Here is a 21,924-nt window from a genome sequence, read left to right as displayed (position 1 = left end):
AAGCGCATGTCAGTCAAACATCCGATCGTTGCAGTGACCGGTTCGAGCGGCGCCGGCACCACCACCGTCATGAAGAGCTTCACGCATATCTTCAGGCGCGAAAAAATCAACGCGCAGATCGTCGAAGGCGATGCGTTCCATCGATACGATCGCCTCGGCATGCGCGAAGCGATGAAGCAGAGCGAACGCGACGGTCTCGTCAACTTCAGCCACTTCGGGCCGGAAGCGAATCTGCTGCATGAACTCGAAACGCTGTTCGATACCTACGGCGAAACCGGCGGCGGCAAGTTTCGCCACTACGTGCACGATGAAGGCGAAGCCGTGCATTACAAGCAGGAAGCGGGCACCTTCACGCCATGGGAAGACGTCACGCCCGGCACGGACATGATGTTCTACGAAGGCCTGCATGGCGCAGCCGTCACCGACAAGGTCGATATCGCGCGTCATGCGGACTTGCTCGTCGGCGTGGTGCCGATCATCAATCTCGAATGGATTCAGAAGCTGCATCGCGATCAGACGATGCGCGGTTACTCGCATGAAGCCGTCGTCGATACGATCCTGCGCCGCATGCCCGATTACGTGAACTACATCTGCCCGCAATTCTCGCGCACGCATGTGAATTTCCAGCGCGTGCCGACCGTGGATACGTCGAACCCGTTCACGTCGCGCGAGATTCCGCAGCCCGACGAGAGCTTCGTCGTGATCCGCTTCGCGAAGCCGAAGGGCATCGACTTTCCGTATCTGTTGACGATGCTGCACGACTCGTTCATGTCGCGGCCGAATGTGATCGTCGTGCCCGGCGGCAAGATGGGTCTCGCGATGCAGCTCATCTTCACGCCGATGATCCTGCAGCTACGCGACCGGCGCGCGCGCGCATGAAAGGTTTCTCATCATCGCATCCAAGGAGGCATCACATGAATGCCGTCGCTGAAGCATTGCCCCGACTTCATCGCTCACCCGACACGCGGCAGATGGCGAACGCGTTGCGCATGCTAGCCGTCGATGCCGTGAGCCAGGCCAACTCCGGTCATCCCGGCATGCCGATGGGCATGGCGGAGATCGCGGTCGCGTTATGGGGACGTCATCTGAAACATAATCCCGCCCATCCCGACTGGCCCGATCGCGACCGCTTCGTGCTGTCGAACGGGCACGGCTCGATGCTGCTCTATGCGTTGCTGCATCTGAGCGGCTATGACTTGTCCATCGACGAGATCAAGCGCTTCCGGCAGATGGGCAGCAAGACGCCCGGACATCCGGAATTCGGCGTGACGCCCGGCGTCGAAACGACGACCGGACCGCTCGGGCAAGGGCTGACGAACGCAGTCGGCATGGCGCTTGCCGAAGCCTTGCTCGCGCGCGAGTTCAATCGGCCGGGGCATGAGATCGTCGACCATCGCACGTATGTTTTCGCGGGCGACGGCTGTCTGATGGAAGGCGTGTCGCACGAAGCGGCGTCGCTTGCGGGCACGTTGCGGCTGAACAAGCTCACCGTGCTTTACGACGACAACGGCATTTCCATCGATGGCCACGTCGACGGCTGGTTCACCGACGATACGCCGAAGCGCTTCGAATCGTACGGCTGGCATGTCGTGCGCGCGGTGGACGGCCACGATGTCGACGACGTATCGCATGCGTTGCAGCTCGCGCGCGAGTCGGACCGGCCGACGCTGATCTGCTGCAAGACGGTGATCGGCCTCGGCGCGCCGAAGATGGCCGGCACGCACGATGTGCACGGCGCGCCGCTTCCCGCCGACGAAGTGGAAGCGACGCGGCACGCGCTTGGCTGGATGCATCCGCCGTTCGAGATCCCATCGCCGATACGCGCGCTGTGGGACGCGCGCGAGGCGGGCGCGGCGGCACAGGACGACTGGAATCGTCGCTTCGGTGCGTATCGCCGCGTGTTTCCGGGCGAGGCCGCCGAATTCGAGCGGCGCGTGCGCGGCGCGTTGCCCGCGAACTGGCGCGACACGGCGCATACGCTCGTGCGCGATGCGGATCGCGCGCGACAGAGCATCGCGACCCGCAAGGCGTCGCAACTCGCGATCGAAGGACTGGCGCGCGCGTTGCCCGAACTGCTCGGCGGTTCGGCCGACCTGACCGGCTCGAATCTCACGCGCTGGAAGGACGCGGTCGATGTAAGCGCCGCGCCGGAGAAGGGCAACTACATCCACTTCGGCGTGCGCGAGTTCGGCATGAGCGCGGTGCTGAACGGCGTTGCGCTGCATCGCGGGTATCTGCCGTTCGGCGGCACGTTTCTGACGTTCTCCGACTATTCGCGCAATGCGCTGCGCATGGCCGCGCTGATGAAGACGCGAACGGTGTTCGTTTTCACGCACGATTCCATCGGACTCGGCGAGGATGGCCCGACGCATCAGCCGATCGAACACGCCGCGACGCTGCGCATGATTCCGGGCCTCGACGTGTGGCGTCCGTGCGATACGGTCGAGACGATGCAGGCGTGGATCGGCGCGATCGAGCGCGACCGGCCTTCGTGTCTGCTGTTGTCGCGGCAGACTTTGCCGTTCGTGCCGCGCGACGAAGCGCAGATCGACGGCATCGAGCGCGGCGGCTACGTGCTCGCCGACTGGCCTTCGACTTGCGAGCGCGATGCGCGCCGCGTCGTGTTGATCGCGACCGGCTCGGAAGTCGCGCTTGCGCTCGCCGCCGTCGAGCCGCTGAAGAAAGAGGGCATTCTCGCGCGCGTCGTGTCGATGCCTTCGACGACCGTGTTCGATCGCCAGTGCAACGCGTGGCGCGAACGCGTGCTGCCCGAAGGCGTGCCGCGTGTCGCGATCGAAGCGGGCGTCACGGCGTTCTGGCGGCAGTACGTCGGGCTGAATGGCGGCGTGATCGGCATCGATCGCTTCGGTGAATCGGCGCCCGCCAGCGAACTGTTCGCGCACTTCGGCGTGACGACCGATGCGCTCGTCGACGAAGCGCGCCGCGTGGCCGCATGATTTTCGCGTTTTGCATGGAGACATCACGATGGCTTTCATCGCATTGAGGCAGTTGCTGGATCACGCGGCGGAGCACGGTTACGGCGTGCCCGCGTTCAACGTCAACAACATGGAGCAGGTCCACGCGATCATGCAGGCGGCCGAGGCGACGAGAAGCCCGGTCATCCTGCAGGCGTCGGCGGGCGCGCGCAAGTATGCGGGCGAGCCGTATCTGCGGCATCTGGTGTTGGCGGCGGTCGAGGCGCATCCGGATATTCCGGTGGTGCTGCATCAGGATCACGGCGCGAGCCCGTCGGTTTGCCAGCAGGCGATTCGTTCGGGCTTCACCTCCGTGATGATGGACGGCTCGCTCATGCCCGATCAGAAAACGCCCGCGGAATACGACTACAACGTGGACGTGAGCCGGCGCGTCGTCGAGGCGGCGCATTCGGTGGGCGTGTCGGTGGAGGGCGAGCTGGGTTGTCTCGGATCGCTGGAGACGGGGCGCGCCGGCGACGAGGACGGCGTCGGCGCACAAGGCGCGCTGAGTCACGATCGCCTGCTGACCGATCCCGACGAAGCGCGCGCGTTCGTCGAGGCGACGGGCATCGATGCGCTCGCGATCGCCATCGGCACGTCGCACGGCGCTTACAAGTTCAGCCGCCAGCCAACCGGCGATATTCTCGCGATCGATCGCATCGCCGAGATTCACGCGCGCATTCCGGATACGCATCTCGTGATGCACGGTTCGTCGTCAGTGCCGCAGGAATGGCTCGCGATCATCCGCGAGCATGGCGGCGAGATACCGGCGACGTTCGGCGTGCCCGTCGATGAAATTCGGCGCGGCATCGCGAACGGCGTGCGCAAGGTGAACATCGATACGGATATCCGGCTCGCGATGACCGGCGCGATGCGGCGCGCGATGGCGTCGGCGAAGTCGGAGTTCGATCCGAGGCATGCGCTGAAGGCGGCGACGGCGGCGGCGCGGGATTTATGCGTCGAGCGGTTCGAGGCGTTCGGCTGCGCGGGACACGCGGATCGCATCAGGCCGATGGGACTCGAGGCGATGGCGAAGCGGTATCACTGAGAGGAGCGCCGCTCGGTGAGACGGGCGGCTTCAGGCAGATCCTTCTGCGCTTCTTCGACACTGAAAATATACTCATGTCCTCGGATAGTTAAGGAGAACTTCGATGCTATCCGAGTGCAATCGCCCCACCAATATGCCAAACCGCCAATCGAAACAATTGGGACCTATTTCATGCCTACCGAATCACCGACAGCCATCCCCGCATGTTCCATCTCGGCCCTGCGCAATCGAAGATCGTACGACATGAGCAGCGCCCGCATCTGCGGCGACATGCCGTGATAGTGAACGAGAAAGCTCGACGGCACACGAAAGCCCCACGGCGTGTTGATGTCAACGAGGCTGCATATGTCTTCGCTGCCCAACGATGCCTGCTCCGAGACCGCGCAATTGAAATGCCATTGATCCCCGCCGCCCGATACGAGACTTTGCTTGTCATCGACGTTCTCGACGCTTGCGATGACCCGATCGAGTAGCGCGGCATTCGCAGGCGTGCGGCGAAAGCCCATCACGCCTGAATTGAAAATCCAGGTGCCGACATCGCGCGCAAGAACGAGATCGCGGCTGCTGCAGAAAGACTCGAGCGGCCGGTCGAGATCGTTGACGAGCGTGTCGGCGTCGAGCCAGAAAGCCCATTCGTGATGCGGGAGATTTTCGCGCAGCAGGAAAGGCTTGACCCAATTGCCGCGCATCGGCAGGCGTTCGGCGATGCGGCGCGGAACCTCGCGATGCACGTACAAGGTATAGCCATGACGTTCGCAATACTCACGCAGGTTCGCTTCTGCGATGCGTCCGTAGATCGCTGCCTCTGGCGTGTAGACGGTCGTGATCGACACGGGCCGTCCGGGATTGCAGGTGCTCATGGCCGTCATCGTGCTTTCATCGGATGCGCCGTCCTCGAACGCACGCGCATGGTTGTTGCGATGTGCATTGAGATGCTCGATGAGCGCTTCCCGCAGCCGGGGATGCACGCATGTTCGCGAGAGATCGGCGTGCTCTTCGGCGATAGCGAGCGCGAATACGCGAAACCGCGGCCATACGGGCATGAGGGGGCCACTGGCGGCGAGCACCGCGTAGATCGGGTTCCGCGCGTTACCGCAAACGCGAGGAAACGTGCATGCATCGAAGGCATCGAGCAGGTCGGTTTCGATTGGCGGTATAGGCGATCCGAACCGGCAGCGATTCACGACTTTCAGCAGCTCGGCGCGCACCCGAGCCGTGTTGCGCCAGATTTGAACATCGGGTTGAGGCTGCACGTCCTTGATACGGGTGAGCAGCCAGTCGCGTTCGCCGAGCACGAAGTCGAGCGGCACCGGCTCGACGATCGCAGCGTTCTCGCTCAGCAACAAAACGATCTCGCCCTCTTCGGCGCGGTGCATTTCGGAAAGCAGCGACTCGTACTTGAAGAGCCATTGCGCCGGCGCGTTCCGATAGATGTCTGCCGCGTCGATGACGATATGGCGATACCCATGCAAGGCGGCATAGTGTCGATGATTGTCGAGCGCTGCGCGGGAGGGGTGAAGAAAAAGACTGATGACTTGCATGATGGCGGCGCCGCTCCGTTGAAAGGAGAGCTGCGCGAAGGCTTAAAGGCGTGGAGAAATGTTCAACGGCGGATGCGAAGTACAAAAAACTAAGGATTACGCCGTAGTTCATGTTGTTAGCGGAACCGCATTTTAGGCTATTTGCAGTCAACCATTGAATAGTTCGAGCAACCTTTTTGGAGCGATGTCATCATGCCTACCGAATCACCGACTGCCGAACTCGGCGCGATCGCATCCGGTTTCGTGCTCCCCGCGACCGACGGCAGCATGCACACACCGCATTCTCTGAAGGGTGAGAACGGCCTCGTGATTGTCTTCATGTGCAATCACTGTCCCTACGTGAAGGCCGCGATGCCGAACCTGATCCGCGATGCGCGCGCGTTGCATGAAATCGGCGTCAACGTGGCAGGCATCAATTCGAACGATGCGGCCGTCTACACCGACGACGCCTTCGATCGCATGATCGCGGTCGCCGAAGAATGGAACCTGCCGTTTCCGTATCTGCACGACGAAACGCAGGAAATCGCGCGCGCGTATGGCGCGGTCTGCACGCCGGAGTGCTTCGGCTTCGACCGCGAATTGCGCCTGAACTATCGCGGCCGAATCGATGCGTCGTGCAAGCAGGCTTTGCCCGATGCGCGCCGCGATCTCTTCGAAGCGATGCGCGCAGTAGCGATAAACGGCGAAGCGCCCGAAGCGCAATATCCCGCGCTCGGCTGCTCGATCAAATGGAAGCCTTAGCTTGTCTTTTTTGTGCTGCCGGGCGCATGCCACGCCATCAGGTCTTCATCGGGCCGATCGACTTCGCATCCCCAATCGAGTTGCTCATCCTGATCGAAGCGCTTGCCCAGCTGCCACGCGATTTCCGCGCGCGCGAGCTGCACGCCGAGGTAGAACGCGTGCCCGCCATCGTTTTCGATCTTCAGCGCGGGATAGAGCGCGAACGGATCGACGGCGACGTGATGCCCGTCGCGGTTATAGACATGTATGCCGTCCGCCGATACTTGCACGCGAAAATTCGGATCGCGCACGGCGGCGGCGAATGCGGCGATCTCTTCGGCATCGTACGGAAACGGCCGCTTTGCGTGCAGCGCGGACAGATCGGCGGATATGCCTTTGGGCAGCGTCTGCGTTTCGCGCGCGGCGTGCATCACGCGACGCGCGACATCGGCTTCGCGAACGGCGCGGCGCGCGTGCAGGCTGACCGACGTCGTCAGCACGGCGGCGATGCGCAATTCCGCCGCCATGCCGAACAACACTGCGTTGATGCCGCTCGTGTCGGCCTCGGTCAGCTCGGTCACATTGCCGACGCCCATCATGATCGGCACTTCGGGATGACGCTCGCGCAACGACACGTAACGCGCGATGGACGCCGCGAGTCCGAACGGAATCGGATCGAGAATCGGATCGGCGAGAAAGGCGCGGCCGCGCCTCGTCATCGCGTCGATTGCGGCATCGAGCGATGCGACGTCCGCGGGCTCGCGCGGCACGAGTATCGGCGTCGACGCAATTTCATCAGTTATCCATAGCGTATCGACGTTGAGGCTCATCACATAGTCCGCGCCCGCGCGCCCGCCGCGCACGAGTTCCTCTTCACGCATCGAATCGACGCTCACGCGATAGCCTTGCTCTTTAAGCATCGCGACCGCGTCCTCGAGATGAGCAAACGGCGTTTCCGGCAGACAGCCGATATCGATTACATCCGCGCCTTGCCGCTTGTATTCGCGCGCGCGCGCCGCGATGCCGTCGAGATCGAGACGCGGCGCATCGACGATCTCCGCGAATATCTCCGTCTCGTAGCGCGACAGATCGACATGCCGCGCCTCGCGTCCGAAGAATTGCGGCAAGTCCTTCACCTCTTCGGGACCGCGCTCGACCTTCACGCCGTAATGCGCGGTGAGGGCGTCGAGATCGCCGCGGCATCGGCCGGGCACGATCATGCGAGTCGTGCCTTCGCTCAAGGGCGTCGCGACGCGCCGGCGGATCATGTCGGCGGTCATCAGGCCCGCGACCTGAAGGCCGATCTCGCGCACTTCCCATGTGAACGGCGATCCTGCGGCCACAGGCGCGATGCTTTCGAGCACTTGCCGAAGGCTGGGCTCCGCGAGCCGTCCCGTCAGGAAGACGATGTGTTCCATGCGAGCTTCAGGTCCGCCAGGCGTTGATCGAGCGCCGCTTTGAGATCGTCGAGCGAGCGGGCCACCGTGGTATGCGCGAAGCGCGCGAGCCGCTCGACGTTCTCGAACTCGATCGCGCGCGGCCTCACTTCGACCCATTCGTGCGGGGCGTGCGTGATGACGGAGGGCGCGGTATCGCATGCGAACACGATGCCCGGCACGCATTGCTTGCCGGCTTGCGCATAGAGATTGGTGGGCAGGGTATCGGAGATGCCGAACGCGCATTTGGCGACGGTGTTGCTCGTCGCGGGCGCGATCACGACCGTGTGATATTCGCCGTTATAGATCATGCCGACGGGCACGCTGCTCGCGCTGTTGTCGCGCAACACCTTGAAGTGCTCGCGCAGTTTCGCGACAGTCCAGCCATAGAGCGGCAGCACTTCCTCGCCGGCAGACGAGAGGAACAGATCGACGCCCGGAAGCTGCCGTGCGAGCGCGATCGATTCCTCGAGCATATGGCCCGAGCCCGTCACGCACCACGCAAAGCGCGCGTCGGGCTTGAACTCGTCGAGCCGGCGGGCGGGCGTGGGTTGCGTCATGCGTCGGATGCGCCCGGCGTATCGTGCGACAGCCGGATATGCAGACGATGCATCTTGCGATACAGCGTATTGCGGCTGATGCCGAGCACCTTCGCGACATTGCTCACGTTCCAGCGATGCTCGTCGAGCAACTGAAGCACGGTCTCGCGCTCCTTGACCTGGATCGCGTTGAGCGACGACGTATCGGCATCGTCGGCGAGATGCGGCGCTGCGGTTATCGGCGTGCGTGCGGCGGTTTGCGTGACCGGCGTGACGCCGTTCGCGATCTCTGGCGGCAGATGCGCGCAGCGAATCTCGGGGCCGTCGCAGAGTGCGATCGCCATCTGCAGCACATGCCGCAACTGGCGGATATTGCCCGGCCACGGATAGTTCAAGAGCGCCTGCTTCGCTTCGGCGGAAAGCGCGGGCGGCTCTTCGGCTTCGGTCTCGAGAATATGGCCGATGAGCGCGAGCGCATCGGCGCGTTCGCGCAGCGGCGGCAGATTGATCTCGATACCGTTCAGCCGGTAATACAGGTCCTCGCGGAACATGCCCGTTTGCACGAGCTCGACGAGATTGCGGTGGCTCGCGCTGATGAGCTGAAAGTCCACCTTTACCGTCGTTTCCGCGCCGAGCGGCGTCACCTCGTGTTCTTCGAGCACGCGCAGAAGACGCGCTTGCAACGCGAGCGGCATGTCGCCGATTTCATCGAGGAAAAGGGTGCCGCCGTTCGCCTGCACGATCTTGCCGCGACGGCCTTCACGCTGCGCGCCGGTGAACGCACCGGCGCGATATCCGAACAGTTCGCTTTCGATCAGATTCTCCGGCAGCGATGCGCAATTCACCGCGACGAACGCACCGGTTCCGTTGGGGCTGATGCTGTGCAGCGCATTGGCGAAGACTTCCTTGCCGGTGCCTGTCTGGCCGCGCAGGATGATCGGGATCTTCCGCTGGATCACGCGCGCCGCGAGTTGAATCTGCGAGGCCATGCGCGGATCGCCGAACTCCAGATGCGCGAGCTTGTCGAGGCGGCCCGCCGATGCCGGCTCGCGCGCGTCCTTCTTCGACGCTTTGGCGCGCGCGCCGGGCGCGGACAGATCGCGCGATGCCGGATCGTTCATCAGGATGCGCGTTGCGCCCTTCGCGCCTTCGCGCGACGTCTGCGCAGTGAGGAAGAAGCGGCTGTTCGCCTTCGCGCTGTAGACCGTCACCGGATGGAACGAGCCGCGAATGCTGCGCGCGATCATGTCTTCGAGCGACGCATTGAACGCTTCCTCGATGCGCTTGCCGCACAGCTCGGCGGGCGAGCGCAGATCGAGCTGGAAGAGGGCGCTGCGGCTTGCGGCGAGCACGACGCCGTCGTCGCTGACGGCGAGCTTGCCCGCATGCAGAGTGCCGACGAACTCGGGCCGGCTATGAAAGTGGATCATGTTCGCGTGCCGGTAGCGCGCATCGATCAGACGATTTTCGATCATCTGCCGCGACATGCCGACGAGCACGAGCGAATGCTGCTGCAACAGCTTCGAGCGGCTCGTGACATCGAGCACGCCGACGACGGTGCCGCGTTCATCGAAGATCGGCGCGGCGGAGCACGTGAGCGATGTATAGCGTGGATAGAAATGCTCGTGCTGACAAACGGCGATGCAGTCGCGCTCGATGAGGCACGTGCCCATGCCGTTGGTACCGGCTTCGCGCTCGCTCCACATCGCGCCGACGCGCAGGCCGTCGGCGGCGACGGCTTCGCCGAACGGCACCGACGACACCTGATGCACGATGACGCCATCGGCATCGACGAGCACGACGGCGAGTTCAGGATCGGCGAGTTGCTGATAGAGCGTCGTCATTTCGAGCTTCGAGCACGCGATGAGATCGCTCGCGGCTTCGCGACGCTCGTTGAGTTCGTGCTGCGCGAGCACGGGCGGCATGACGAAGCGGCCTGGATCGAGCCTGAATTCCGTGAGGCATCGCAGCCACGATTGCGCGACCGAATCGCTGGCGCGGCGCGCGGCCAGCGGATTATTGACGATGTTCAGCACTTCCCGGACATGCGTGTCTACGTCAGCAAGTGACGACATGGGGGCAAGTCTCCGTTGCGCCGCATTCCGGTGCGCGTTTCGCGCGGCCGTTCGACGCCGAATCTGTTGTGTTTTACGCTGGCGCTGCGGCCAATCGTGCCTGAAGGCGCGCCTCGTGGCCGGATGATCGGGAGATTTCAGGTGCTGTCTGCGGACCCGAACGACCGGTTCTCAAAAACTGTACATCCTTAGGCGCGTAGGTTCAATAAGTAGTCGCATAGAGTGATGCGAACGCGCCCGCTTTTTGCTTGCCATTCGCGGATGGATTCGGCGATTGGCGCCGGGTCTCTTTTCTATAAAGGGCCGCATTCGCGCGGTGATGAACATATGGGCCGATTCGAACCGATCCGCGAAGCTGCGTATGTTGCGCCGCAACCTGATGCGTCCCTATCGCATGCTGCAATGGACATCGTTTATATCGAGGGACTGACGGGGCAGACGGTTATCGGCATCGACAAGAGCGAGCTGCATGATCCGCAGCCGGTGCGGATGAGCCTCGCGATCGGAGTGCCGTCGTTGCGCGCCTGCGTGACGGATCGGATCGAGGACACGGTCAACTATGCGGCAGTGCGGGAGGCGGTTCACGGGCTGCTTGCGTCGCATGGATTGCAGTTGCTGGAGGCGCTGGCGGAGCGCATCGCGCAGATGCTTATCGCGGATTTCGGTGCGCATTGGGTAAGGGTTACGCTGGCCAAGCCAGCCAAGTTCGATGATGTCGATGCTGTGGGTGTTGTGATTGAGCGACGACGTAGCGTCGATGTGCGGGGCGGCGGTTCTGTTAGCCTTGCTTGGATCGGGCGGGGGTATGTGCCGGGGTGATGGGTTTTTGGTTTTTTTTTCGCTTTTGGTTTTTGGCTTTGGTTTTCGCCGGATCCGGCGAAATCAAGAGCGCGAGAGAAAACCGCAAGCAAAAAGAACTTCACTTGGCAGCAGCCTTCTGCTGAATCCCACAAGCCTTATAAGCATCCCTCTGCAATTCCCGATACTTTTTGGTTTGAGCCTTCGCGCGATCCACGCGAAACTCTGCCCCACCTTCCCCACCCAACGTAGCGTACTTAGAAAACGTAGATTGCTCGACGTAATCGTCATAAGTAAGCACCTTGGCGATCTTGTCGATCGCACACGAGCACTTGTACACGTTGGCGAAATCGTGCCCGTTATCGTCCATGCATCCGAGCACGTATTCCACGCGCCCTTCGGTCGGATAATCGTGCGTCTTCGCCGGCGGCGGCCCGCCACCCGCGCCTGTCGCGGCGAACGAAAGCGGCGAGATCAGCGAGAGGCAAAGAAGCACCGACAACGCGCAGCAACGTGGGGTCATGCGAAGAGCCTCGTGGTTATGAAACGAACAACGCCAAGACAGCCGGCACGCAAAAGTCCCACACGCACCGGCCCCAAACAACAAATCAGCTCGGCGAGAACGGATGCGACATCGTTCCCTTCTTCGATACTACATCTTGGGCCGATGGCTCGCCCGCCACCGCGCGCGCAATCGCTTCCTTCGTCGCCTGATAGTTGAAGTCGTGAATCTTCTGGTCGTTGTCCGCTTCCCAGTGAATGAACACGCCGACGCAAATGAACAGGTCGTCGGCTTCGTCGGCGGGAATGACGCCGCCTTCCACGCTGTCGGCGACAGCCATCGCCACCGCGCGCTGCGCCGGGCCGAACATCTGCACGGCCTGCTTCGCGCCCTTGATCGTCACCTTGTTGAAGAGAATCGTGTTCGGCTTGGTCAGCAGATTCGGCGCAACCACGGCGAGCAGCGACGTGAAGCCGTCCTTGTTGTTCGTGAGCGCGTTGCAGAACGCGGTCTCGGCAGCGGAACCTCGCGGTCCGATGATCAAGTCGATGTGTGCCACCTCGTTGCCATCGCCGACGAGCGACTCTCCTACCAGGACGCGGTTGATCTTGGCCATGCTGTTCCTCCAGTGATGTGTGGTTCTAGGGACTAGCGACTTGCTCTCGACTCGCGACGGGCACCTCTTTAGCCGCGCAAGGCTCGCGGTCCCACCGGATTGCCGATGCGACCGCTCAACCGCGAACTTCCTAACATGTTCCGTGCCAATTTCCGGTCCGCGCGGGCAGACTTCATGCATTCGCCGATGACGTCGTCAACGCGACGAAAAGCGCCGCCACCGCGAGGTCCGCGCTCGTGCCGGGATTGATGCCGCGCGCCTTCAGTTCGGCATCCCATCGATCGAGCGCGGGCGACTCCGCGGGACAACCCGTCGCGTGCCAGTTCGCGCGATGCATCGCCGCATCGCGCGTGACACTTTGCGCCATCGCCGCGCCCTGCTTGCGCACAATGTGCGAATCGGGCCAGCCGGAAAGAAACGTCAGGAACGCTTCCAGCATCGCGCGATGCTCCGTCGCCGACGACACGGCGCCCACCGCATCGAGGCCCGCGCCGAAGATATCGGCGAAACCGTTCTCATACTGACGCGCAATGCTGTCGCGATCCGCCGCGAGCGACATCGCCGCGCGCAAGGTCACGGTCGGCGGCGCATGCACGGGCTGCTCGGGCGCGTCGCCGAGGCCGCCCGGATTCGCCAGCGCGATCGCGCGATACGCGAGGCGCGCATCGTCGACGTCCAGTTCCGCGAGCACGCGCTCGGTCGCCGCGCGCCAGCGCGATGCATCGATCGGAGCGTCGCCATCGAAACGTTCGAGCGCGGCGCACAAAGGCGCGGCGAGCAGCACGATGCCCAGATTCGTGTTGCAGCCGACCGCGTCGAAAGTCCGCCGCACGGCGTCGAGAATGCGCGCGCCCACGCGTGCGCGCGGCGTGAAGAGTCCCGCCGCCGCCGTGCCCGCGCTCGCGATGAATTGCGCCGATGTCATGTTGTGCCCCGCGCTCGCGACGCTCACGTTGCCGGGCTTCCTGGTCTCGACATCGAGCCGGCACGCGCGCAGAAACGCGGTGCGCGCGGCGTCAGACGCGCTCATCGCCGCTGGCGAGCGCAAGCGGGCCTTTCGATGCGGCCAGCTTGCGATCGAGAAAATCGTCGACGAGCAGCGCCGCGATATCGCGCGGCGTCACCGATTGCAAACCGCGCCACGCCGCGACGCCGTTCACTTCGAGCACGACCGGCCGTCCGCCTTCCGCCGGAATCAGATCGACGCCCGCGTAGTCGAGACCGAGCGCCTGTGTCGCGCGCACGGAGATGTCTGCGAGCGCGGGCGTGATTTCGGCAGGCTCGCATATCGCGCCGCGCGCGAAGTTGTGGATCCAGTCTTCGCCGCCGACGCGCTTCATCGCCGCGACCGCCTTGCCGCCGATAACGAGCACGCGCCAGTCGAAGCCAGGCGCACCCGCATCGACATAACGCTGCAGATACGCGACCTGACTGAAGGGTTCCAGCGACGGCAGCGTCACGCCGGGCTTCTTCAGCCCTTTGCCCTGCGAACCGAAAAGCGGCTTCATCACGACTTGCCGGCCCGCCGCCGCCTCGCGCATCAGCACGCGCTGCGCATGCGACGGCGATTCGCTTGCCCACGTCGCGGGCGTCGGCACGCCGTATCGGTTGAGCAGAAAGCTCGTCATCGACTTGTCGACGCTGCGCTCGATCGCGCGCGCATCGTTATAGACGGGCACGCCGCTCTCGCGCAGCGCATGCAGGATGCCGAGCCGCAACGTCACCTGCTCGAACGTGCCGCCCGCGATGCCGCGCACGAACACCGCGTCGGGCAGCGTGTGGCCGAAGCCGGGAATCGCGAGACCGTGCGGTTTCCATGTCGTGTCGATGCGGCAATCCGCGAGATCGACGCAACGCGCTTCGACATCGCGCGCGCGGAATGCTTTCTTCAGGCGGCCGGTGTGCCAGCCTGTCTCATCGGTCATGATGGCGACGCGCAAGCTCATGACGCGCTCCATTGCGCGTCGAGCAAAGGCTTGTCGACCTTGCCGCCGTGATACGTCGCGCCGCTTTCGAGACTCGACACCCACGCTTCGGCGGGCGCGAAGAGCGCCGGATCGATCTGATAGAAGTCGTAGTTGAACGACGTGAAGATCTCCGCGAACGGACGCCCGTAATCGCGCGCATTCGACGACGGCAATTCGGCGGCGAGCCGCTTCGCGACCGCGTCGCTTTTGACCGTCAGATGCACGCGGCCGCCGTAGAGGATCGCGTCGTTGGTGCGGCCCATCGCCTGGATGCCGTCGGGCGCGGGCGGCGGAAGCGGCGCGCTGCCGCTGCCTTCGACGATCTCCGCGAGATCGACGCCCAGCACATGCGTCTTGTGCAGCGCGACTTCCACGACACGCGCGACGACCTGCACCGTGCCCGCAACAGACTGTGTCGGCGTCACGGCGATGACGAGCTTGTCCGGCGCGAGGCCGCAATCGTTGAGCACTTTGTCGATGACAACTTGCGGCGGCAGCCGGTCCACTTCCATCACGAGCGCACCGCGATCGTGACGGTCGCGATAGCCCAGTTCGTCGAAGAGCGGTTCCTTGCACGCGAGCGCGCGCGCCGGCCCCGAGCCGAGCGAGAAAAATTTCTTGCCGCCCGTTTGCTCCTTGGTCGCGGAAAGGCTCCAACCCGCGTACTGACTCGCGAGGCACGCGAGCACCGGGTTGCTCGTATGCACTTCGATGAAGCTCGGCCAAAGCGGTGCGTCATCGAACGCGCTGCGCCGCGCGACCCGCCCGAGCCCGCCCATGCAGATGCGCGCGATCAGGATGCCCGCGTCGGCGCTGCCTTTGGCGTCCACGCCCGCATCGACGATGACGGTGCCGCCATCGGTGCGCGTGACGTCGACGTGAAGACGCGCGGCATCGTCGATGAGACGCGCGACGAGCCGCTCGCTCGATGCGTTGACGCTCACCGCCGAATCCGCCTGGAAAGTTGAAGTCATGGTCTCGATAAGAGTTCGATGCGTTGCAAAAGGCGCGCATGCTCGCGATCCAGCGCGTCGCGCAGATCGGAGAACGCGGGCGCGGACGCGGTCATCGTGCAGACCGGCTGGCCCGCTTCGATGCGCGCGCCGACGAGCGGCACGTCGTGACACGCTGGATCGTCGAAACATGCGTCGCTGAACGCGGGCGACGCCGTGAAGCCTTCGTGCGCGAACACGACGCGCTGCCCCGCATGGAGCGGCGGGGTGCGAGCGGCGGTATCCGGCGCGTGCGGCAGCTCGCCGTGCAGACACGCATCCAGATGCGCGCCGATCAAACCGCGCGGCCAGGCGTCGGGCCAGGCGGCTTCATAGAGCGCCATCGTCGATGACGGGCGCGTGTTGATTTCGAGCACGCTGAACGTGTCGCCGTCGAGCAGAAAGTCGATGCTGTTCAGCCCCGTCAGATCCGTTTGCCAGACGATTCGATCGATCGCTTCGACGATGCGCGCCGCGATGCGCGCGGACAATCGCACCGGCCCGAGCGAGCCCGCGTGCACGAAGGGCAGACGTCCCGCCGCGACCGTCAGTTGCTCCGCGAAGCCGATGACCGCCGCCTCGCGATGCGCGGCGACGAAAAGCGCGGACATCGAACGGCCCGGCGCGAGCCGCTGAAAATACGCGCCGGCGGGCGCGCGCCCGACATCATCGGCCCATTCGATATGCGTGCCGCCGCAGCCGTCCGAACGTTTGACGAGCCAGCCGCTGCGATCGGCGGGCGGCGTGTAGCGCACTTCCGGATGCGCGATGTGCGCTTCGTCGAGCAGCGCGAAGAAGCGGCGCGGATCGCGCACCGCCGCCGCCTGCGCGCCGTTGCCGACGAAGCGCGGCATGTGCGGCGCGCGGCTCAGTTCGCCCGCGAGCGGCTCCAGTCCGCTCGTCACGATGAGACCGAGCATGCGCGGCAGGCGCGCGGCGTGTTCGAGCGCATCGAAGAGACGCGCGCGATCGATCGACAGACCCTTGCCGCCAATATCGAACCACATGCCCGCGTGCTCGCGCGTGTCGCGATCGCCGAAGATATCGAGCGCGACGACGTTCAGTCCCGCGCGCGCCGCCGATTGCGCCAGAAGCCGCGCCGACAAACCCGCGACGGCGATGCGCGGTGCGCGGGATAGCTCGCCTGCGATCATGAGCTTTGTCCCGCGACGATCGCGCGGGCTTCGTCGAATGCTTCGGGAAAGCCGAGATAAACGGGCTTGCCGCCGGTGCGCATGCGCAAAAACAGCCGATGCTCCGCCTGATATTTGACGTTGCCGATCGCGAGCGCGCCGATGCCGACCGCGTCCGCGCGCGCGGCGCCCGCGAGCGGCTTGCCGTCGTCCATCACGTTGACGCCGGCGATGCCTTCGGGCGGCACGGCGTTCACATCGGCGGCGATCAGCAGGTTTTTTGCGTGGGCGAGATCGGCGGATGTCATCACCTGTACGCCCGCGACCGCCGTCGCGAACACGACTTCGGCGCGCGCGAGTTCGCGATGCAACTGATCGGGCGAGCCGGTCGCGACGCCCGAAGTCGCGATATCGAAGCGGCGATTGATTTCGTCGCTCACTTGCGTCGCGCGCGACTGGCTCGAATGGCTCGCGACGACGACATCCGCGCCGAGCGATGCGGCCATCGCCGCGGCCACGCGTCCGACCGCGCCGGTGCCGCCGAGAATGAGCACGCGCTTGCCGCCGAGATCGACGGAATGCGCGGCGCGCAGATGCTTTTCCGCGAGCGCGACGAGCGCGGCGGCGGTCGTGTACGCGCCGCTCGGATCGGCGAAGACGGAGACTTCGAACGGCGGGACCATCGCGTTGCGGGCTTTTTCGAGCATGTCGGCGGCGAGCATCACGTCGCGTCCGCCGATGAAGATGCCCGTGCGCGACACGCCTTTTGGCCCGCGCGAGAAGATCGCGTCCTGCGTGAGCTGCACGACGATGTCTTCATCGACATTGCAGTAGGGCACGAGGATCTGATAGCCCGCGTCGGCGGCCATGTTCACATCGAACGGACTCATTTGCGGCGTGCTGGTGAACATGTGCAGGACGTAGGGTCTTTCGGTGGCTTCGGGCATGGCGATGGACTCGTTGGGCGTGGTGGATGGTTCGATGTGCGTTCCGTGCTCAGGCCGCGTCCGCGCCGTGATGACGATGACCCGCCGCACGCCACGTCGCGCCGCGATTGCGTCCGGCGGCGATCGTGAACGCGAGCGGTGCGCCTTGCGAGACGCGCTGCGCGGCGGCGAGCGCGCGTTCGGCGTCCTGCGCGCTCGCGACGAACGCGAAGCCAACCGGCCCCCACGATGTCTGTCCGATGCCCGCTTTCTGCTCCGCGGCGACGGCTTCGAGCGCGCGCGCGACGGCGGGGCTCGCGAACACGCCGCCTTGAACGGGCGCGAAGTATTCGCCGATGGTGTGTTGCAGGTCGCAGATGGCGTCGGCGTAGGTGTCGAAATCGTGTTCCGCGACGGCGGGCAGGACGCGCATCAGCACGAGATGCGAAAGGTGCGCGGCGAGCGATGCGGGGAAGGGTGCGAGCGATGCGAGGCCGCGTTTCTCTTCGTCGCCGTGGAGGCCTTCGCGCGAGGTGTCGTCGATGAGCAGGACGCGCCATGCGTCCGGGAATGGCTGGCGGGCGATGAGCGGCGGCAGTTTCGTCGTGGAGGTGTGGCGGGTATTGCGCGCGTCGCGGCCGCCGTCGACGATCAGGCCGCCGTGATCGAAGCCATGTATGCCGATGCCGGAGCGCGCGCCTCGCGCGAGGATTGTGGCGATATCGGCGGTGGTGGCTTCGTGGCCTCGTACGCGGGCGTAGGCGGTTCCCAGGGCCAAGGCCAGCTGCGTGCCGGAGCCTAAGCCCGTGTGGGCGCGCGGGGTTTCGTGTACCTCGATGTCGATCGTTGGGCCTTTGCCCAGTGCTGCTTCCAGTTGCTCGACGTGGTGTTCGATGCGTTCGCGTTGTGCTTCGGTGGTTGCGCCTTCGATGTGCGCATCGCGTCTGGATGCTGGTGCTTGCCTCGCCGTTATGCGCGTGCCGTGCGCGTCGATCGCAAGACCCACGCTGCCGAAGACGCGGCCCAGCGAGCCATTCGGATCGATGAAGCCAAGATGCAGGCGCGCAGGCGATTCGACTGTGATCGCCGTGGGCGGCGAGATGCGTGCTGGTTGAGTCGGCATCGGGATGGGCTTCCTTTTTCTTGGCGGGATTTTTTTGGGGCTTTGGGGTTAGGCAAATCCTGTACCAGTTTTTTTGTTTCGCCGGATTCCGTGGTCTGTCGGTCTATTAGCGTTGCCCCTGTGCGGGGCGGCACTCGCTTTCCTTGCTGTAGTCGCCGGATCCCGTATTCGTGTCGGTCTATTAGCATTGCCCCTGTGCGGGGCGGCACTCACTTTCTTTGCTGTAGTCGCCGGATCCCGGTTTCGCGTCGGTCTATTAGCGTTGCCCCTGTGCGGGGCGGCACCTACTTTCTTTGCTGCTGCAAAGAAAGTAGGCAAAGAAAGCAGCTTTTCAGGCCCGCGGTCACACGCAATTTGGGTAGTACTCTCGTCCCCGGTGGCACTCGCCTAAAGAGTGCCCTCATCACAATAACGGGGCTTGGCTCGCGCACGGTCCGCCGCCCAATAACTTCGAGGGCGCTGGTTCAGCACGAAATAGCATCGGCACAGCGCTACGCGCTGCCGCTGGGTCTGCAAGGGAAACCATCGGTTTGCGCGCGCAGTGCGATAAAGATGTTAGTAGCGAAGCACGCGCCGACCGGATAGACCGGTCGGCCGCGAAGCGGGCTGGAGCTATTTGGTGCTGAACCAGTTTGTTGTGTGGTGCGATGTGACAGACCGTGCGCGAGCCAAGCCCGATGGGGCCTATGAGGGCACTCTTTAGGCAGCCCACGATGGACGAGAGGACTACCCAAATTGCGTGTGACCGCGGGCGTATCGGAAGCTGCTTTCTTTGCTTACTTTCTTTGCAGCAGCAAAGAAAGTGAGTGCCGCCCCGCACAGGGGCAGTGCTAATAGACCGACACGAATACGGGATCCGGCGAAAGCGAAAGCGAAATCAAAAGCGGAACCGAAAGCAAAAACAAAAACAAAAACAAAACCTCAACCCTCGTCATACTTGATATAGCGGAAGCGCTGATCATCCGAGGGAGTGCCCTCGAGCGGCCCATCCTCCTTCCCGGGCTGCCACTGAATGACCTCTTCGATCTTCGAAGCAAGAGCAAAGTCCTTATCCGTGATGCCTTTAGCGGAATGCGTCTTGAGCTTGACGATGACGAACGCATAAGAAACCGTGAGATCCGGATGATGCCAGGCCGCTTCGGCAAGATGCCCCACCGTATTCACGACCATGAGCGTCCCCTTCCAGCTTTCGGTCTTGAACTTGCGCCTGAGCCACCCATCCTCGACATACCAGTGCTTGAGCACACCGGTCAGACGCTGCTTGATCTCCTCATCGGAATAGACCTTCTCGGCTTGAGCCATGGCGAAGCCTCCGCAAAGTTATCGACGCAAGACCAAGTATGCGCCAAACAAAACATGCTGCATCGCGTCATGTCACACGCGCCGCATGACTGTTCGCGTATTTGACACAGTATGTGTCGCCACCCGACAGAAATTCGTCCACTAACGACAGCATCACCCGTCGAATTCCCGATTTAAAGCAACAGAAGTTAAACCGGCATGGAATATGCAATTGGCCTCTCTACGCAAACGTCCGGCTATGTACTGGACGAAGCGCAACTCGTTACCTGCATTTGAAGGCGCGCACGATGCAACCCGGTAGCGTGGTCATCCCTGGGTCGGAGGCATCACCATTCTGGAGGAGACATGAACTTACGCACCCTGGTTCTTGGACTGGCGGTGGCAGCGACGGCAGGCCTGAATTCTTATGTCGCTCAGGCCGACTCGCAGCTCGACAGCCTGATCAAGAATCCCTCGAACTGGGCGGCGCAAGCGGGCGATTACTCGAATCACCGCTATAGCACGCTCAAGCAAATCAACGAAAACAACGTCGGCAAGCTACAGGTTGCCTGGACCATGTCGACTGGTGTGCTGCGCGGTCATGAAGGCTCGCCGCTCGTCATCGGCGACACGATGTATATCCACTCGCCCTTCCCCAACAAGGTTATCGCCATCAACCTGAAGGATCAGACCTTCATCTGGCAATACCAGCCCAAGCAGGACAATCAGGTCATATCGGTGATGTGCTGCGATACGGTCAACCGTGGCCTTGCATATGGCGACGGCAAGATCTTCCTCCAGCAAGCCGACACCAAGCTCGTCGCGCTCGACGCAAAAACCGGCGACGTCGTATGGACCGCGACCAACGGCGATCCGAAGAAAGGCGAAACCAACACCAACGCGCCGCACGTTTTCGGCGACAAAGTCCTGACCGGCATCTCGGGTGGTGAGTTCGGCGTGCGCGGCCGTATCGTCGCGTACAACATCAAGGACGGCAAGGAAGTCTGGAAGGCCTACAGCACCGGTCCCGACAACGAAATGCTGATGGACCCGCAGGCGACCATGACCTGGACCGACGGCAAGATGACGCCGGTCGGTGCCGACTCGTCGCTCAAGAGCTGGCAGGGCGACCAGTGGAAGTACGGCGGCGGCACGACATGGGGCTGGTACGCATGGGATCCGAAGCTGAATCTCATCTACTACGGCTCGGGCAATCCGGGCACATGGAACCCGACGCAGCGTCCGGGCGACAACAAGTGGTCGATGACGATCTTCGCGCGCGATCTCAACACGGGCCAGGCGAAGTGGGTCTATCAGATGACGCCTCACGACGAGTGGGACTATGACGGCGTCAACGAGATGATCCTCTCGGACCTGAACATCGGCGGCAAGACCGTGCCGGCGATCGTTCACTTCGACCGCAATGGCTTCGGCTATACGCTGAATCGCCAGACGGGCGAACTGCTCGTCGCGCAGAAGTACGACCCGGCGGTGAACTGGGCCGATAGCGTCGATCTGAAGAGCGGCCTGCCGATTCGCAATGCGAGCTACTCGACGCAGAAGGCCGGTCCCGATCACAACGTGAAGAACATCTGCCCCGCAGCGCTCGGCTCGAAGGATCAGCAGCCGGCCGCATTCGATCCTGGCTCCAAGCTCTTCCTCGTGCCGACGAATCACGTCTGCATGGACTACGAGCCGTTCCAGGTCGATTACGTGTCGGGTCAGCCGTTCGTCGGCGCGACGCTCTCGATGTATCCGGGCCCGAACGAGAAAGGCGCGATGGGTAACTTCATCGCGTGGGATGCCTCGAAGGGCAAGATCGTGTGGTCCAAGCCGGAGAAGTTCTCGGTGTGGTCCGGCGCGCTCGCGACCGCAGGCGGCGTCGTGTTCTACGGCACGCTCGAAGGCTACATCAAGGCAGTGCGCATTAAGGACGGCAAGGAGCTGTGGAAGTTCAAGACGCCATCGGGCGTCATCGGCAACGTGTTCACGTACCAGTACCAGGGCAAGCAGTATATCGGCGTGTACTCGGGCATCGGCGGCTGGGCCGGCATCGGCATGGCGGCGGGTCTCGAGAAGTCGACGGAAGGCCTGGGCGCGGTCGGCGGCTACAAGGAGCTCGCGAAGTACACGGCTCTCGGCGGCACGCTCTTCGTGTTCGCGATTCCGGGCGGTTGATGTTTCTTCGATGTGAATCAGTCGATGTGCGATGCGCGGCGGCTGCAACGGCCGCCGCGCCGCAGCAACACGAA

At 63.5% G+C, this 21,924-nt stretch carries 19 protein-coding genes; 6 read left to right on the top strand and 13 right to left on the bottom strand.

Translation table 11 applies throughout. The features are described 5' to 3' along the window. Positions 1-6: 6 nt before the first annotated feature. The 3 genes from LDZ23_RS20430 to fba are packed head-to-tail and all read left to right on the top strand — an operon-like array spanning position 7 to position 4,023. Positions 7-879 (top strand): phosphoribulokinase, encoded by an 873-nt coding sequence (locus LDZ23_RS20430; protein WP_008354340.1) that lies wholly within the window; start codon positions 7-9, stop codon positions 877-879. A gap of 35 nt (positions 880-914) precedes the next feature. Then, a complete protein-coding gene (tkt, locus tag LDZ23_RS20425; protein WP_008354341.1) occupies positions 915-2,957 on the top strand; it encodes a transketolase in 2,043 nt (680 codons plus the stop codon). Between the two features lie 28 nt (positions 2,958-2,985). After that, complete coding sequence (gene fba, locus LDZ23_RS20420; RefSeq protein WP_008354342.1) at positions 2,986-4,023, top strand: class II fructose-bisphosphate aldolase; 1,038 nt, start codon at positions 2,986-2,988, stop codon at positions 4,021-4,023. Positions 4,024-4,187: 164 nt separating this feature from the next. Here the strand turns inward: fba and LDZ23_RS20415 are convergent, their stop codons facing one another. Continuing rightward, positions 4,188-5,564 (bottom strand): glycosyltransferase family protein, encoded by a 1,377-nt coding sequence (locus LDZ23_RS20415; protein ID WP_008354343.1) that lies wholly within the window; start codon positions 5,562-5,564, stop codon positions 4,188-4,190. Positions 5,565-5,756: 192 nt separating this feature from the next. Between LDZ23_RS20415 and LDZ23_RS20410 the strand changes: the two genes are divergently transcribed. Further along, the gene (locus LDZ23_RS20410) at positions 5,757-6,305 is read left to right on the top strand and encodes a thioredoxin family protein (protein ID WP_008354344.1); all 549 of its coding nucleotides are present in this window, start codon (positions 5,757-5,759) and stop codon (positions 6,303-6,305) included. Here the strand turns inward: LDZ23_RS20410 and LDZ23_RS20405 are convergent. The 3 genes from LDZ23_RS20405 to LDZ23_RS20395 are packed head-to-tail and all read right to left on the bottom strand — an operon-like array spanning position 6,302 to position 10,334. After that, positions 6,302-7,702 (bottom strand): DUF6513 domain-containing protein, encoded by a 1,401-nt coding sequence (locus LDZ23_RS20405; protein ID WP_008354345.1) that lies wholly within the window; start codon positions 7,700-7,702, stop codon positions 6,302-6,304. The two genes, LDZ23_RS20410 and LDZ23_RS20405, sit on opposite strands and share 4 nt — an antisense overlap. Next, positions 7,681-8,280, bottom strand: coding sequence for a flavoprotein (locus LDZ23_RS20400; RefSeq protein ID WP_008354346.1), 600 nt, complete (start codon positions 8,278-8,280; stop codon positions 7,681-7,683). The genes LDZ23_RS20405 and LDZ23_RS20400 overlap by 22 nt, the downstream gene beginning before the upstream one ends. Further along, positions 8,277-10,334, bottom strand: coding sequence for a sigma-54-dependent Fis family transcriptional regulator (locus LDZ23_RS20395; RefSeq protein ID WP_008354347.1), 2,058 nt, complete (start codon positions 10,332-10,334; stop codon positions 8,277-8,279). The genes LDZ23_RS20400 and LDZ23_RS20395 overlap by 4 nt, the downstream gene beginning before the upstream one ends. 327 nt (positions 10,335-10,661) lie before the next feature. Here LDZ23_RS20395 and LDZ23_RS20390 point away from each other — a divergent pair, with 327 nt between their 5' ends. Next, positions 10,662-11,153 carry a dihydroneopterin aldolase gene (locus LDZ23_RS20390; RefSeq protein WP_075583615.1) on the top strand — a complete coding sequence of 164 codons (492 nt, stop codon included), beginning with the start codon at positions 10,662-10,664 and terminating at the stop codon, positions 11,151-11,153. 100 nt (positions 11,154-11,253) lie between these two features. Here the strand turns inward: LDZ23_RS20390 and LDZ23_RS20385 are convergent, their stop codons facing one another. The 9 genes from LDZ23_RS20385 to LDZ23_RS20345 form a co-directional block, all read right to left on the bottom strand. After that, complete coding sequence (locus LDZ23_RS20385; RefSeq protein ID WP_008354350.1) at positions 11,254-11,655, bottom strand: hypothetical protein; 402 nt, start codon at positions 11,653-11,655, stop codon at positions 11,254-11,256. Between the two features lie 85 nt (positions 11,656-11,740). Further along, complete coding sequence (gene fae / locus LDZ23_RS20380; RefSeq protein WP_008354351.1) at positions 11,741-12,250, bottom strand: formaldehyde-activating enzyme; 510 nt, start codon at positions 12,248-12,250, stop codon at positions 11,741-11,743. Positions 12,251-12,422: 172 nt separating this feature from the next. After that, complete coding sequence (locus LDZ23_RS20375) at positions 12,423-13,280, bottom strand: triphosphoribosyl-dephospho-CoA synthase (RefSeq protein ID WP_033536662.1); 858 nt, start codon at positions 13,278-13,280, stop codon at positions 12,423-12,425. Next, positions 13,267-14,196 carry an ATP-grasp domain-containing protein gene (locus LDZ23_RS20370; RefSeq protein WP_008354353.1) on the bottom strand — a complete coding sequence of 310 codons (930 nt, stop codon included), beginning with the start codon at positions 14,194-14,196 and terminating at the stop codon, positions 13,267-13,269. Before LDZ23_RS20370 ends, LDZ23_RS20375 begins: the two co-directional genes overlap by 14 nt. Further along, positions 14,193-15,191: a methenyltetrahydromethanopterin cyclohydrolase gene (mch, locus tag LDZ23_RS20365; protein WP_008354354.1), complete on the bottom strand. Its 999-nt coding sequence runs from the start codon at positions 15,189-15,191 to the stop codon at positions 14,193-14,195. The genes LDZ23_RS20370 and mch overlap by 4 nt, the downstream gene beginning before the upstream one ends. Continuing rightward, positions 15,188-16,363 carry an ATP-grasp domain-containing protein gene (locus LDZ23_RS20360; protein ID WP_244808165.1) on the bottom strand — a complete coding sequence of 392 codons (1,176 nt, stop codon included), beginning with the start codon at positions 16,361-16,363 and terminating at the stop codon, positions 15,188-15,190. The genes mch and LDZ23_RS20360 overlap by 4 nt, the downstream gene beginning before the upstream one ends. Continuing rightward, positions 16,360-17,289 (bottom strand): NAD(P)-dependent methylenetetrahydromethanopterin dehydrogenase, encoded by a 930-nt coding sequence (locus LDZ23_RS20355; protein WP_008354357.1) that lies wholly within the window; start codon positions 17,287-17,289, stop codon positions 16,360-16,362. Before LDZ23_RS20355 ends, LDZ23_RS20360 begins: the two co-directional genes overlap by 4 nt. A gap of 49 nt (positions 17,290-17,338) precedes the next feature. Then, entirely contained in the window at positions 17,339-18,391 is a 1,053-nt protein-coding gene (locus tag LDZ23_RS20350; RefSeq protein WP_008354358.1) for a beta-ribofuranosylaminobenzene 5'-phosphate synthase family protein, read from the bottom strand. A gap of 921 nt (positions 18,392-19,312) precedes the next feature. Next, entirely contained in the window at positions 19,313-19,693 is a 381-nt protein-coding gene (locus LDZ23_RS20345) for a 4a-hydroxytetrahydrobiopterin dehydratase (RefSeq protein ID WP_008354359.1), read from the bottom strand. Positions 19,694-20,038: 345 nt separating this feature from the next. Between LDZ23_RS20345 and LDZ23_RS20340 the strand changes: the two genes are divergently transcribed. Further along, positions 20,039-21,850 carry a methanol/ethanol family PQQ-dependent dehydrogenase gene (locus LDZ23_RS20340; protein WP_008354360.1) on the top strand — a complete coding sequence of 604 codons (1,812 nt, stop codon included), beginning with the start codon at positions 20,039-20,041 and terminating at the stop codon, positions 21,848-21,850. Positions 21,851-21,924 lie beyond the last annotated feature (74 nt).

The organism is Caballeronia zhejiangensis, assembly GCF_022879815.1.
Taxonomy (GTDB): Bacteria; Pseudomonadota; Gammaproteobacteria; order Burkholderiales; family Burkholderiaceae; genus Caballeronia; species Caballeronia zhejiangensis.
Note: the sequence above shows the minus strand (reverse complement) of the source record. Positions and strands in the feature narration are given on the sequence as shown.